Source organism: Halorubrum sp. B53 (assembly GCF_059752395.1).
This window is the reverse complement of sequence record NZ_MWTH01000007.1, coordinates 12,958-26,016: the sequence shown is the minus strand read 5'-3', so window position 1 is coordinate 26,016 and position 13,059 is coordinate 12,958. Positions and strand designations below refer to the sequence as shown.

The window sequence follows — 13,059 nt, the reverse complement described above, 5'->3', positions numbered from 1 at the left end:
CGATCTCTTTGGCTTTCTCAGCCACTCAACCATCGTATCCGGAGTAACCGCAATCGGAGCACTGTCCATCGCCTGGCGCTGGCATCGATCTCAACGATAGGCATTCGATACGCCACGTGAGGGGGAGCTGCTGGAACGGACAGCAGCTATACTGATTCCTATAGGAATAACATTAGAGATAGCTATAGGTCCACGCCAAACCGCTCACGGTGATTACAATCGGTCCGATATATCATATGTCGCTATACGGAATAGCGAGAGGACGCTACAGGTTTCTCTATAGGGAAAGCTATAGCTTAGAGGCCCTTGGTCGCCTGTTCGCGGGCCGCCTCCCGAACTGCCTCGAACTCTTTGGGAGCTGCCTCCTGGAACCCGAGACGGAGTGCAAGGCGAAGGATCTCACTCCGATCGACGGCCCCCTCCTCGAGATCGAGCTGACGCTGAAGCGCGTGGCCGACTTCCTCCAAGCGGTCAGGATTCTCTTCAAGTGCGCGAATAAATGCCGCAAGAGGCCCATCCCACACGCTGATAGTCTTCTGTTTGTCGCCGGCGTCGATAGCCCCCAACTCATCGAGGATGTCCTCGACGAGATCGCGCTTCGCGTCTTCGGCAGCCGCCTCTTCGATTCGGTCACCATGGGACGTTTGTTCGCGAAGGGCCGCGAGATCGTCGTCGTCTTCAGCCATGGTGTTCACCTCCGAGCCGTTCGACAAGCGTTTCAGCGGCAGCGAGATACGCCTCACGGGCCCGGCGTGCTGTCGTCGACGGCTCTTCGAGCGCAAACGCAGTCTGGCCGCGGTCCGCAGCGTTCCGAATGTCTTGCGAATACGGGACGTAGTCGGGCGCGATAGCGTCCGGATACTCCGACTCAAACGCGTCCAAATATTCCTCGGCGAGATTCGTTCGGGTATCGACCTTGTTCGGGAGCACGAGCGCGAGCTCGATGTCGACGGCGAAATTGTCGGCAATCTTCCCGAGGTCGCGGCGTAGCGCATCAGCCTGCTCAGCCTCGAACGGCCCCATCTCGACGGGCGTGATGACGTGACGGGCGGCCCACAGTCCGTTGTAGGCGACGTTATTCGTCATTCCCGGGAGGTCAACCAAGACGACGTCATAGCCGAGCGGGTCGACGTACTCGTCGAGGAACTGTTCGAGACGACTGTAGCGCTCGCGGGCATCGTCGATATTCCCGAGTTCGGCGTCGAGGGTGTCGAGGCCGGGATGGGCCGGGATGAGGTCCGGTCCCTCAGCAGTCGGAACGACGAGATCAGCAAGAGTGTCATCGCCCAGCTTCTCGGCGATCGTGCCCCAGGCGTCGTCGAAGACCGTGCTGATATTCGGCCATGCCTCGTCGGCCTCGATCCGCGCCTGGTAGTCCCCCCAGACGCCGAAGTGCTTCGCGAGATCGCCCTGCTTCCCGGCGAGATCAACGAGCAGGACCTCGTGGCCCAGCTCCTCGAGGGCGACGCCGAGGTGGGCGACGGTCGTCGTCTTCCCGGTACCGCCTTTGTCGAGAAACGCGGCGGCGCGCAGTGTATCGCTCATCGTGGTGTCCTATAGTATCTCCTATAGTGAAGCCTGTAGGCTTAAAACTACGTCAGACACTGGTGCTCTATCCACTATAGCTAATCCTATAGAATATTGGAGTCCTCCTTTTAGTACCGTTCAAGACGTGAGGTGGGAGCAAGGCGTTTCGATCGCCGAGAAAAATTTATACAATCGTATAGACTACGTGGAGGTATGAGCAGTGACCGACAGTCTGTTCCGGTCTCCCTCCCACCGGAACTCGTCGAACGTCTCGACAGACTCGTTGAGGACGGCGTCTTCGGGTCACGATCGGAGGCGCTCCGATACGGCGCTCGGCTCGTCGTTCGTGAAGAGCACCTGGAACGCCTCCACGAACAGGCGGACAGCGAAGCGCGGAAAGACGTCGAAGAGCGGCTGGATCGAAAGCGTGTATCTTGACCTCGACGTCATTCTCGCGGAGCTGAAGGCCGATGACTGGCTGGCGAGTGACGTCGATATCGACTCGATCGAGGAACCGAAGACGTCGGTCGCGACGGGAATCGAACTACAGTACGTGATGGAAGGCGAGTGGGAGCGTGACCGCGTCGTCCGAGCACACCAAGAGATCGCTAGTCAAAATATCGAGCTGGTTCCGCTGACGAGTGACGCCCTGGACGCCGCTGCCGACCTCCGAGCACAGTACGACGCACTGAATGTCTTCGATGGAGTGCATCTTGGCAGTGCGGCTATCCTCGACGAGCCAATCGTCTCGACGGATACGCTGTTCCCCGAGATCCCAGAAATCGAGCATATCGACCCGCGCGATCTCGAATAGGGGACCAGACCGGGACGAAACCAGTCACACTCGTAGGCAGCGCGAAACGAGTGCGAACGCTAGTTTGTGGTGTTATAATTTCCTATAGGAATTGCTATAGCCGGTCAGAGAAACGAGATAGTCGCAGACGAGATTCGGAGCCCAGTTATTTTGTGCCGGTCAGGAGGATTGGAGATATGGATTACCTCGATGCAGTCGTTGAAGCGACAGGTGAACACGATAGCGCACTACGGGAGGTTCTCCAAGAGCACCACGACGAAGAAGAAGTTCGAGAATTTCTCTCTGATGCGATCCGCTCGAAAATCCGTCGCGATTTCGTCGCCTCCCGACTCAAGCAAACCGTGGAGGACACTGCTACAGTCCCGGATTTAGACGATCCACCGGAGCTGCCCGAGAGATCCGATGAGGAGCCTATTCTGGTTCGTAAATACCTCGATCTCTCGAAGTTCGTTTCGTTGCTACAGGACGGGATTTGGTTCAGCCGACTCGACAATTTCGACGATGATTATGAAGGAAGGGTCTCCGATAAGACAGTCCGACATCGATTTGATAAGTGGGAGTACCTCGAATTCGAAGACGACCCACCGCCGTACGATCTGCGACAGATGTACGCGGCAGAAGACGAAATCCTCCGAAAGCAATCCTTTGTGTCCTGTTGGCGGTACGGCGGGGAGGAATCAGCTGTCTTCTGGAACGCCTACATTAATGATGGAAATGGGGTCGCCGTCGAGACAACTCTGAATACCCTTTCCTCAGCAATGGAACGGGCCGACCGGGAGGTACTGATCGGGAAAGTCAACTACAGAGAATACAAGGGGAGCGACGAGCGGTTCGCAGCAAATGGCGTCGACCGAGTATTCCACAAGCGTATCGCCTTCGGGGATGAGAAAGAGTTGCGCCTCTTAGCGAGACAGGAGCTCAACGATCTGGACCTGGAGGTGAGTGAAACCGGGGATATCGATATGGAACTCGAGGCGGATCCGGGTTTCAATCTAAAAGTCGATCCAGAAGATCTGATCGAGCGCATCATCCTCCCGCCCGATATCAACGATCGTCAGCTGACGCAGGTCGTCCAACTGATGGAGTATCACGACATCACGGCAGAAATCTGGCGGTCGATGTTAGATGTGAGTCCCGGTACGACGGCTCCAATACAGGTGACGGGCGATGATACTGGGAAGATTGCTCGGGATGATATGAGACACGCTCGACTCGTGGACAAATCCGAGTACCGGTGAATCGAGGCAACCACATATCTGACTGGCAGATAGTGGCCCAGTCTCGACGTCGAACGCTACTATTGGATTCGCTATAGGAAACCCTATAGGTGAAGATTACTATCCGTCCACACTCAGACCGTCTTCAGCTAAAGACACTCCAAACTCGGAGAGCCGATAGCGGTGGGCAGGGCTTCGGAAGATGACTCGTCCATAGTCATCGCCTTTGTCGATGTCTTCACTCTCTTCAATCGCGTCAACAGCCTGGTTCAGTTTTGCCAGCCGATCACCCTCACGAAGATGGGACTCGACATCGTCCGATGGGATCTCGAATTCTTCTGCCAAGATTGATCGGATCGTTCGACCGGCGCCATCCGCGATAACGACTCTGTCCCCGGGCTGTCCATCATCCATCGGCACAATCCGATCGTCCATATGGGCCACCATATGGTCGATGAGACGCTCGATTTCCTCGTCAACCGTCTCCTCAACCTCGCCGTTGATGATCTGATCTCGTCGTTCGCTGATGACGTACGTCGACGGACCAGGCGGCTGGAACTCCTCGAGGATATCGAGGTCCACAAGGTGGTTCAGCACCGTTCGCGACGAATACTCGAATGCCAGCTGTTCCGCGATTTCGTTTCGAGTCAGTCCCTCGTGATCAGGCCCGATTCCGTCCGCATACAGAGCAGTAGCTACGGAAACCTGGTCACCAACGCTGTGAGTGTTCGCCTTCTGGTCTCGAATATAGGCAGCAAGCGCATCGCTGCCGGTCAGTTCCTCGTCCTCACTCTCATTCCCTGGGCGTGGAGCCTGCGCGTATTTGTCGATTTCCTCCGTCGTTTCGAGCCTCTCGTACATATCCTGCAACGTGCCCTCAGCCCCAAGCAGCCCCATATCTTCCAAGAGGTCGCGACCGACGTCGGTGAGCCCGTAGAAGCGCCATGGCAGATCGCGCTTGCGCTGATCCTTCGGAAGCGTTCGCTCCGCCACGATCCCGTGCTCGATCAGCACCTCGAGATGTTCGCGGATGGTACTCTTGCTTTTGCTCGGGTTCACGTAGTCGAGCTCTTTGAGCGTGGGGAGCTGCTGGGGATGGGAGAGAATATTCTGAATCAGGACAAACCGCGTCTCTTGCGTAACGACGTTCAGGCGCTGTCGCTGGTTCTCAACCGTACTGTCGCTTGCATCGGTCGTATCGGGCTGATCCCGATGCGTCGTGTTGTGAGCCATGGTTTTGGGGACAGCTACAGTCGATTGGGAACCTGCTGTAGCTATCGCTGTGAGGTCGTGCTCCCTTCCCAGACAGAGGATGGGAGCGACGAAATACCGGTCTGAGGCAGGGTATCCGACCGGTATCGATCGGTGCTGGTTGTGTTGCTTGTGTTCACGCTAGCGTATAGTCGCCGGCGCCATAAATGCTTCGGCGTAAACCACATTGGTCTAAACCGTTGTGGTCGAAAGGGTTTTAATCTGGGCGCGCGAACCAGATAGTAATGCCGGACGGCTCCTCAGAGAGCGACCTCGAGGCCCGAGCTCAACGGCATCACTACCGGTCGTTAACGCCGGAGGAGTACGAGGGTCTCAATCACTTTCGAGCCGACTGGGCGGATCTCGCCGCAGAGGCCGATAACCGATTTTTCATTTTGGGGAGTTTCGCCGAGGACGACGTCGACCGCGTGAACCAGCTCAAAGACCACATTAACCAAGAGACGGGCGACGACGCCGTCGCCTACCGAATGGACGACTTCCTCCCCGATACCGATCTCGTTCTCCACCCGATTCTCAAATTCAAGCTCATCGCCGACGACTCACACCACATCCTCGGCGTCTGTGAACACGACCAGGGCGGCGCGCTCATCGAACACGGACTCCTGATCGAATCGCGGTCGTATATTGACAAAACCCATATCCTGAAACGTACCTACCCACCCGAACGGGAGAAAGAGCAGTACAGCTGGATGCAGACCTTCGGCGTCTTCGAGATCTTCGAGTACTACGACCAGCTCTACGAGTGGGAAACAGTACCAGAATACGAACAGCAGATCGAGGACCTCGTCGAGGACCTTCTGTGAGAAAGTCTCGCGGTGTAGCTACTCAGAGACCGGCCCTTTGTACTCCCAGTCGAGACTGTCTCCCTGTCGACGGACGATGTACTTGTAGGGGCCATGCAGTGCCCCGGATTGGCATTTGCAGTTGTCCTTTCCACAGCTGACCTTCTTGATCACCACGGTCCCCCCGCTCGATTCCTCAACGGCTTCGATTGACTCACCCTCGCCGGCGTCGATATCTTCGGCAGCGACGTCCTGACGGTATTCGAGGAGTTCGTCGATCCAGTCCTGGAGGGCGCGTAAGTCTGCGTCGTCTTGCTTCGGGACGCCCTCAGCGAGATACTGCGGGAGTGAATCGGGAGCCGGTGGTCGAGAGGCCATTATCTTACCAAACAATACGGACTAATAGAGAATAAATGTTTGGTAAGATTGGGGAACGACCCTCCAGTATTTCCGGAGAAACCACTGTCGAGAGTCGCTGAATCGGCTGATAATCGAGAATTCAGTAGCTTCGGAAAGTTCGGTATCAACCCTCCACCATTTCCGAAGCTATTGATCGAGATGGTGATACGCTCACCACCTTTGAAGAGTTCCCATGGAGTGGGCAATCCCACACCACGAGTGTTATCAGACAGAATTCACGAAACGGTGGGGGGTGGGGCCCAGAAGAGCACAGGAGTTCGCCAAGTATGCCCGAAATTGCTGAAACGGTGGGGGGTGTTGGGCGGGTGAAGAAGGAGCCGAAAGTCACCCAGCAACAAAACTACGCATTCGGTCGATCAGCACTAATTCGTTCGAAATCGATATCTGCGAACCGAGCCGTATCCTTGAGAACTTCGACAGCGATCTCGGTATCGACCTGGAGCTGGTACTCCCAAGCAGGACCACCGATCGAGCCCGCGGTCACCTTTTCACCATCGGCGATTCCCTGCATATCGAGTTCACGGAGATGGTCTTTGAACCGTCGCTGACCGAGTTTGTCGGCATCGATTCGTGAGGCGACACTCTTGTACACGCCGTAGATCGGTTTGGCTCGAACAGGTGCATCCCCAGAGAGTTCTAGCGCAGTGAGCGCGGCAAGGGCAAGATGGGCTTGTGTCGTCATTTCACGCATAGCCTCGACGACGGCTTCTCGCTCAACGAGCGCCTGGGCTTCACGGGCGTGCTCCGCACCAACTTGGTTGTCACCGTGTTTATCCGCCAATTCGCCGGCTTTGCGGAGGTATTTGATCGCTTGACGAGCGTCACCCGTATCTTGTGCCGAAAGTGCAGCGACGAGTGGGATCACGTCATCGGTCAGTACGCCACTCCGAAACAGATACTCCTGCCCGGATTGGTCGATTTCGACGACAGTTCCCTCCGGATCTCCATCGGCGTCGACTTCGTCGATCGGAGTCAGTTCGGTATCGCGAAACGCCTTCGCTGCGCGCCGGCGGAGGATCTGCTGGAGCTGCGTCGCATCATATGGTGAGAAAAGGACGGAATCGTCGTAGAGCGAACTCTTCACTTTCGGACTGAGATTATCTCGCCACTGGAGGTCGTTACTGATGCCGATGATGCTGGGGAAGACGTGGTCCTCAACGTAATCCTGCGCTCGAGCTCGGGGAAGACTGTAGAGAATCCGGTCGTCGTCCCCGAGCGTATCGATTTCGTCGAGGACGATGATGATCGTGCCACCGATCTCGTTCATCGCCTCGAACATCATGTCCATCACGACGTCGGTCGCGTAACCAGTCGGCCGGCTGTTGCCGGTGAGTTCCTGGTAGATGCGGGAAGCGGCCTTATATGACGTTGAGAGATCATGCGACTCACAGGAGACGTATGCCGTCGTGAGGTCCAGATGATCGGATTCTTCCTTGGCGTGGGCCTGCAGTTCCGAGAGTTTGGCTTTCGCAGCAGCAGTTTTCCCTTGACCGGCCTTCCCGTGGAGAAACACGTTGTTTGCACCGACTCCGCGGGCCGCGGGAGCCAGCGACATATGGAGGTCCTCCATCTCGTCAGTTCGTTCGGGGAGATCGTCGGGATGATATTCCTCACGAAGAACCTCTTCTCGTTGGAAAATAGGCGAGGTATTCGAGAACTGGGTCATATGCGGAACCCTCTGGGCAAGACGTAATAAAACCCCGGTTGCAGGAATGTCCTGAATGTCTTCAACGAGAGGTTCGAAACGAAATAGACGGACCACACCCACACCACCGTTTCAGCAATTCCCGTGGGAAAGGGTGGGGACGGTTAGTTTTGAGGTAAAGACACGATACCGTACGAAAACACGTTGTTCAGCCACTGAAACCTTCATTTCGTCCCGAATGAGTTCTCAACGACTACTATTATATATTATAACGTTTTCGTCTAGTAGTAGTAAGTGTAGTAGTAGAAGAGCTACTAGAACAGATTAGACGATAATACCTACCTCATTTTGAGGCATTTATTACTATAACGCCTTCGCGAGACCTTCTTTGATATTTGGCCCTCTCCCTAATCTAGGTGAATTGCTGAAACGGTGGTGAGGGTCCCGAGATCATTCGTTACTATATTCGAGCTGTCCGGCTATCTAGCTCTCTGAGACCTCTTCGAGGATTATGGCTACCTCCCTGAGACGACCTCTTGATGACGTGCTGGTCTCTAGTCTTCCGAAATAACCATCCTCACCCCTCCAAATCGAGTGTTGACCACTCTCTTGTCTTAAGTTACACACTCGCTCTAATCCTTGGGGAAGATGTTCTTCGGGTTAGAATAATTCCTGAAACACTGGTGGGTGTCCTGTGGATTTGTTGGAGCTCGCTTCCCTCTGGCTCGGAACAGAATTCGTGAACTGATGGTGTCCCCGTGCTTTAGGTTCGTTATTCTGGTCGACACTCAGGCCAAATTGGTGAAACAGTGGTGGGTGTGTCTCCCATCTCAATTGCTTAGCTTCTTACCAAACATAATGGACAGAATAGACGTGAATTGTTAGGTAAGATAACGAGGCTGAGATTGAATTGGACATCTCATAATCAAACTGTATTGTTCGATCAGCGGAGCCGCGTCTGACCAAACAGATCTATTCCGCCTCGTTAGGCAAGATAAGTCTCAAACAATACTGAGTGCTGAATATTTTAATTGTTACCGGAATTATGGTAACTATTAGATGTACGAGGTGCTCGACGACACCGCGGCGCAGGTCATCCTCGCTATCGAAAGTGGTGACTCCATCCGTCGTGTCGCCCAATACCTCCACACGCCCTACGAGACGGTGAGACAGGCCGTCAACCGACTCGAAGACTCAGGCTACGTCCGCTATGACGACGGCCTCTCAGTCGTCGACGAGCGCGTGAGGGACGCAGCACGAGAGCTCGTCGCTGCCAGCGCCAGCGTCAGTCCACCATCCATCGAGGAAACGTACGTCATCCCACAGTTCAGTGACTGTCCGTTCGCGTTCACGCGGATCGACGCCGTCTACGTGTGGACTCAGGGCGGCTACCAGGTCGGTCGCGAGCCCGACGACTATCCACTGTTCCTGGCTGTTCGTGAGCAGGACGTCGACGCCTGGGAGACATTTTTCGGGTGGTTCGACCTCCCGACCGCATTCGAACGACAGCCCCGAGACGAGTTGGACGGACCGCTGCAGATCGTCCTCGAGCCACACGCGTCACTCGATATCGAGCACGTCGAAGGGTACCCGGTGATCCCGAGAGCCGAGACAATCGAGTATATGCGCGAGAACTACGCTCAGTTCCAGTCGGCGCTCGCGATGCTTGACCGGATGTACGAGGACCTCGATCTTGACGTTGCCTACCGTGAAACCGAGCGTACCTAGGCAGATACGCAAATCGTGCGAGACTTTATACCTCGGCAGAGCCAAGATTTGTTTGACCGATGAGTCTGGACGACGCGGTTGAAGAAGCTCTCGCAACATACGGGATGTCGCGGAGCGAAGAAGCCGAGGAGACGGGCCGAACAGTCGCGACGCTCCAGGACTAACGTACGCCGCTTACTCGAGATTCCGGATTTTCTCTGCGAACTCCGCCTTGGATAGCCCAGGGGTTCTCATCAACTCGGGGTTGTCGGTGCGCTCAACCGCTTCTTCGACGAATTCGATCCAGAGCTCCTCGTGCGCTGTTGCGTAGACCGTTTTCGCTTCTGCGGGATACATATCCAGCTCGTATGCCGTCAGGTCGATCTGGACCTCGTGTTTCCGCTCAAGCTTTGTCGCTCCGAAGTCAGAGAGATGTTTGAGTAGAACATTCTTCCGACGAACCGTCAAGAGACGCTTTGACTCGTTAATATACTCGTTTACCCACTCCCGCCAGTCGTATGTCTCTGAGGCGATTTCCACGGAGGTCTCTGGCATCGAGAAATCGGGAGCAATCCGACGGAGGTAGAACTGAATCAGGGCAACAGCAGTCCGATGGTTCGCATTCGGAAGCGCGTGTTTGAGAATGAGATTTGAGGCGAGACGGCCTGCAACATCAGTCGCGTTGCCCTCCCACGACACCCGGTTGAGCGCGTCTGGGAGTGCATCGATGTCGATGTTCTTGTACGCTTCAACAGGAACTCCTTCTTCTTCCTCGTTCTGGGCTATGAGCGCTTGATAGATCTCGAGGAGCCGAGCAACGATGGTACCGTTATCAGCACCCATCTCTGAGAGTGCCTCGCCAAGATCGAATTCGAGATCCCCGACGTCCCCACCACCGACGCGGGAGGTATAGATACCGAAGAACTCGCTGTCAAGATCGTACTTGCGAACCTTCACCGCTACGTCATCGTCGTACTCGACAATCCTGGCAACGATCTCTGATGGAGCCTCGTGGACAAAATCAAGAGAGAACTGATTGTCGCCCGGATGGTGATAATAGACGTGACCCATCTACTTGATTCGCTGTACTTGGAGGAGCATCTTAATTCACGTCCCCCTCGGATCGACCCGGCATCAGGATTCCATCGACCCGAGTCTCCCGGTCGACGTTGATTCGGAGACGATACTCACTGTCGTAGCTTCCCTGTTCGCTTCGCGTTGGGTCGAGCAGCGAGTACCCGCTTGTGAATGATTCGCGGAGCGTCTCACGCGTCGGGAGGTTGATACCCAGCTCGTCTGCCAGGTAGACGATTCGCTTGGTCGCAGCGCCGTTGTCGAGTCGCTGGAGATACTCACCGACCGTCGCCCACGAACAGTCCCGATCGTCCGCGGCGACCATCGCCTGTGCGAGTTCCCGGATTCCACCACCGAACTCGGGATGGTCGGCACAGTCAACGAGCGTCTTTTCCACGTCTGCGACGTTCACGGTGGTGCCCTCGATGGACGTCGGCTCGTTACCGAAGAATTTGCGCTCGGTGACCGTCACGACGCGATAGGGGACGCCGTGGATCTCCCGACTCTGCGCCCGAGAGGGGGTGACGACGTACACCGTCCGAGGGACTTGTTCGGTCAACCCGTGATGGCTGAGAGCACTGTAGTAGCCGACGTACATCGGATCGGCGACGTGCGAGGCGATGAGATACTCGTGCGTCGTATACAGACCCTCTTCACCGGCCGCGAGCGGGATGATGAGGTATCGACCGGGGAACAGTCGGTCCAGCCATCCTTTCTCAGTAAGCCGGGAGGCGATCTCTCGGGCGGTGTTCGGGGTGACCTCTAGGGTCGTCTCGATGTCGTCGACGGAGATGATCTGGTTGCCCGCGCCGGCGAGTCGTGAGAGAAGTCGGCTCTCACGGGTGGACAGTCCCTGTCGTATATTTTGCGTGTCTTGTGAGTCGTTCATACCTGCATTTTAGGCATAGAATATGAATACGAGCGGGTTTTGAACGTTGCTCATCCGAAATTTGCTGGATAGAACGCTTTGGCATCTCTTTCGCCTGCTGGAGGGATCGAGATATAACCGCTGGTGAAATTAGTTCTGGACGGATTTAGAACAGCTGTTCGCGAATCTCTGTGCCGTACTCAAGTGTCTGGTTGTCAATCTGTTCGTTGACATCCTCGATGGACGCATCCTGAGATACAACTAGATCAAGGTACTCCAGGATGAGATCTGCATAGAGTTCGCGGGCGTGGATAAGAAACGTACTGGCAACGAATTCCTTGTCATCGACTGAAATCAGGTTTCCACCAGTCGGTTCGTCCGGCAGTGTTGTATCCTCGTGTACGACCTTGTTCCGGTAGTCATACAGTGTTCTGAAGAACTCTCCTATCCGTTTTGACGACCAATCGCGAGCATTCTGCTCACCCAGAAGCACTGCCGTCCGAACACCGAGCCGGTATTTGTTCCCGCCAGGAGAGCCGCCTTTCAGCACGGTTGTTTCGCAGCCGACGACGCAGTCGACTAATTGATCCTCGAGGGACTCCCGGCTGAACATTCGCTCGAACCGGGCCAGCGGGTTCTGAAACTTGTCATGGCCGGGTGCGATTCGACGTCGGTGATCTCTCCACAGCCGTGGGATATCCAAGGCACGATCTTCAGTGATATGTGTTCCTGTCGTGGAACCCGGACACTCGAATTCGAGTTCGAAAGTGACCGGTGCCGCAATCCCACGGTACGTTTCCCAGCCTGGCACCACGTTGTATCCCTTCTCGTAGCCAACAGTCCCCATCGGGCAGAGAAGCCGCAGACACCGACGAACGCTCGCTGCGAGATACTCGATTACATCGGTCAGTTGCTGCCAGGGATAGACGTCGACCGGTGTGACATCGAATTCGGGACGTTCCCAAGGCGTGATTTCGGTGTCATCGAACTCGCGAGCGATATCTCGATAGGGGCGGCGGCGACGGAGGACGATTTCTAATGCTGCGTTCGGGCTGCCTGCATCGAGCGTCTCGACTGGCTCGAGGACGCTCGTCTCTGGGGCTTCGTGCGTCGCGATTCCGGTTTCCTCTAAGCGGTCTAAGGGGCGAATCCGGAGCGTGTCAACGGCGTATGGTCCCAGATAGTCCGGGCTACCTTGGATCTCCGTTTCGAGGTCGATCGTGATGTCTGGCTCGATGGAGGTGTTCTTCAGAACGAGCAGAAATCGGGAGTATTCTCGATCGGTGAATCGGGGCTCGAACTGCTCCTCGAAGGCGGTTGCGAAGGCATCCTCGTCGAACTGAAACTCGCCGGCGTAGTTCAACACGACCCCGACGAACTCGAACAGTCCCCGTTCGATAGACTCGACACGGTTGGCTTCGGATAACTGATCGTCGTCGGGAGGATCCGGGAGCTGATCGTAGATAACCTGGGCCGCCTCTGCAAATTCACCAGCATAGAGAGTATCGAAGAGATCCCTGTCGTCGAAGAGGTCACCGGGAGCTGGAACCGAGACTTCCTCGGTGTTCTGCATAAACCCGCCAGCACTCAGCTGATTGAACGTCCGAGTTGGCGGATCGACATCCACGTCGGAGTGCCGTTCGATGACGGCTTGGACTCCATCTTTGATTAGCGGGCGCACATCAGCGCCCCACTCAGGTGGCATTCTATCAGGGACCACTCTACCCTTCCAC

At 55.8% G+C, this 13,059-nt stretch carries 13 protein-coding genes; 5 read left to right on the top strand and 8 right to left on the bottom strand.

Annotated elements, in window-relative coordinates:
• Positions 1 to 296: 296 nt before the first annotated feature.
• Both B4V06_RS07310 and B4V06_RS07305 read right to left on the bottom strand, forming a co-directional pair.
• Positions 297 to 686 (bottom strand): DUF8115 family protein, encoded by a 390-nt coding sequence (locus B4V06_RS07310; protein ID WP_310931009.1) that lies wholly within the window; start codon positions 684 to 686, stop codon positions 297 to 299.
• Positions 679 to 1,545, bottom strand: a complete 867-nt coding sequence (locus B4V06_RS07305) for a ParA family protein (RefSeq protein ID WP_498168715.1) — start codon at positions 1,543 to 1,545, stop codon at positions 679 to 681. Before B4V06_RS07305 ends, B4V06_RS07310 begins: the two co-directional genes overlap by 8 nt.
• A gap of 195 nt (positions 1,546 to 1,740) precedes the next feature.
• Here B4V06_RS07305 and B4V06_RS07300 point away from each other — a divergent pair, with 195 nt between their 5' ends.
• From B4V06_RS07300 to B4V06_RS07290, 3 genes are all read left to right on the top strand, one after another.
• Entirely contained in the window at positions 1,741 to 1,965 is a 225-nt protein-coding gene (locus B4V06_RS07300; protein WP_425499664.1) for a ribbon-helix-helix domain-containing protein, read from the top strand.
• Complete coding sequence (locus B4V06_RS07295) at positions 1,955 to 2,341, top strand: PIN domain-containing protein (protein ID WP_498168712.1); 387 nt, start codon at positions 1,955 to 1,957, stop codon at positions 2,339 to 2,341. Before B4V06_RS07300 ends, B4V06_RS07295 begins: the two co-directional genes overlap by 11 nt.
• A 176-nt stretch (positions 2,342 to 2,517) precedes the next feature.
• Positions 2,518 to 3,579, top strand: a complete 1,062-nt coding sequence (locus B4V06_RS07290; protein WP_498168709.1) for a hypothetical protein — start codon at positions 2,518 to 2,520, stop codon at positions 3,577 to 3,579.
• 99 nt (positions 3,580 to 3,678) lie between these two features.
• Here the strand turns inward: B4V06_RS07290 and B4V06_RS07285 are convergent, their stop codons facing one another.
• Positions 3,679 to 4,791 carry a hypothetical protein gene (locus B4V06_RS07285; RefSeq protein ID WP_498168707.1) on the bottom strand — a complete coding sequence of 371 codons (1,113 nt, stop codon included), beginning with the start codon at positions 4,789 to 4,791 and terminating at the stop codon, positions 3,679 to 3,681.
• A 263-nt stretch (positions 4,792 to 5,054) separates the two neighbouring features.
• On the opposite strand from B4V06_RS07285, the gene B4V06_RS07280 reads away from it, so the two are divergent.
• On the top strand, positions 5,055 to 5,633 hold the full coding sequence (locus B4V06_RS07280) for a DUF8170 family protein (RefSeq protein WP_498168705.1): 579 nt from the start codon (positions 5,055 to 5,057) through the stop codon (positions 5,631 to 5,633).
• Positions 5,634 to 5,651: 18 nt separating this feature from the next.
• Here the strand turns inward: B4V06_RS07280 and B4V06_RS07275 are convergent, their stop codons facing one another.
• Positions 5,652 to 5,990 (bottom strand): DUF6788 family protein, encoded by a 339-nt coding sequence (locus B4V06_RS07275; protein WP_498168702.1) that lies wholly within the window; start codon positions 5,988 to 5,990, stop codon positions 5,652 to 5,654.
• A 382-nt stretch (positions 5,991 to 6,372) separates the two neighbouring features.
• On the bottom strand, positions 6,373 to 7,698 hold the full coding sequence (locus tag B4V06_RS07270; protein ID WP_498168700.1) for a Cdc6/Cdc18 family protein: 1,326 nt from the start codon (positions 7,696 to 7,698) through the stop codon (positions 6,373 to 6,375).
• 1,038 nt (positions 7,699 to 8,736) lie between these two features.
• On the opposite strand from B4V06_RS07270, the gene B4V06_RS07265 reads away from it, so the two are divergent.
• The gene (locus tag B4V06_RS07265) at positions 8,737 to 9,405 is read left to right on the top strand and encodes a helix-turn-helix domain-containing protein (protein ID WP_498168698.1); all 669 of its coding nucleotides are present in this window, start codon (positions 8,737 to 8,739) and stop codon (positions 9,403 to 9,405) included.
• Between the two features lie 174 nt (positions 9,406 to 9,579).
• Here B4V06_RS07265 and B4V06_RS07260 read toward each other — a convergent pair whose 3' ends face one another.
• The 3 genes from B4V06_RS07260 to B4V06_RS07250 all read right to left on the bottom strand — a co-directional run bounded on the left by B4V06_RS07260 (position 9,580) and on the right by B4V06_RS07250 (position 13,031).
• Complete coding sequence (locus tag B4V06_RS07260) at positions 9,580 to 10,455, bottom strand: DUF8172 family protein (RefSeq protein WP_498168695.1); 876 nt, start codon at positions 10,453 to 10,455, stop codon at positions 9,580 to 9,582.
• Positions 10,456 to 10,486: 31 nt separating this feature from the next.
• Complete coding sequence (locus B4V06_RS07255) at positions 10,487 to 11,347, bottom strand: type IV toxin-antitoxin system AbiEi family antitoxin domain-containing protein (protein WP_498168692.1); 861 nt, start codon at positions 11,345 to 11,347, stop codon at positions 10,487 to 10,489.
• A gap of 145 nt (positions 11,348 to 11,492) precedes the next feature.
• Positions 11,493 to 13,031: a hypothetical protein gene (locus B4V06_RS07250; RefSeq protein ID WP_498168690.1), complete on the bottom strand. Its 1,539-nt coding sequence runs from the start codon at positions 13,029 to 13,031 to the stop codon at positions 11,493 to 11,495.
• Positions 13,032 to 13,059 lie beyond the last annotated feature (28 nt).

What these genes read in the sequence shown, in the direction of transcription:
- B4V06_RS07265 (WP_498168698.1), top strand. Translation starts at nt 8,737, where the DNA reads ATGTACGAGGTGCTCGACGACACCGCGGCGCAGGTCATCCTCGCTATC.
- B4V06_RS07310 (WP_310931009.1), bottom strand. Translation starts at nt 686, where the DNA reads ATGGCTGAAGACGACGACGATCTCGCGGCCCTTCGCGAACAAACGTCC.
- B4V06_RS07305 (WP_498168715.1), bottom strand. Translation starts at nt 1,545, where the DNA reads ATGAGCGATACACTGCGCGCCGCCGCGTTTCTCGACAAAGGCGGTACC.
- B4V06_RS07300 (WP_425499664.1), top strand. Translation starts at nt 1,741, where the DNA reads ATGAGCAGTGACCGACAGTCTGTTCCGGTCTCCCTCCCACCGGAACTC.
- B4V06_RS07275 (WP_498168702.1), bottom strand. Translation starts at nt 5,990, where the DNA reads ATGGCCTCTCGACCACCGGCTCCCGATTCACTCCCGCAGTATCTCGCT.
- B4V06_RS07250 (WP_498168690.1), bottom strand. Translation starts at nt 13,031, where the DNA reads ATGCCACCTGAGTGGGGCGCTGATGTGCGCCCGCTAATCAAAGATGGA.
- B4V06_RS07285 (WP_498168707.1), bottom strand. Translation starts at nt 4,791, where the DNA reads ATGGCTCACAACACGACGCATCGGGATCAGCCCGATACGACCGATGCA.
- B4V06_RS07290 (WP_498168709.1), top strand. Translation starts at nt 2,518, where the DNA reads ATGGATTACCTCGATGCAGTCGTTGAAGCGACAGGTGAACACGATAGC.
- B4V06_RS07270 (WP_498168700.1), bottom strand. Translation starts at nt 7,698, where the DNA reads ATGACCCAGTTCTCGAATACCTCGCCTATTTTCCAACGAGAAGAGGTT.
- B4V06_RS07280 (WP_498168705.1), top strand. Translation starts at nt 5,055, where the DNA reads ATGCCGGACGGCTCCTCAGAGAGCGACCTCGAGGCCCGAGCTCAACGG.
- B4V06_RS07260 (WP_498168695.1), bottom strand. Translation starts at nt 10,455, where the DNA reads ATGGGTCACGTCTATTATCACCATCCGGGCGACAATCAGTTCTCTCTT.
- B4V06_RS07255 (WP_498168692.1), bottom strand. Translation starts at nt 11,347, where the DNA reads ATGAACGACTCACAAGACACGCAAAATATACGACAGGGACTGTCCACC.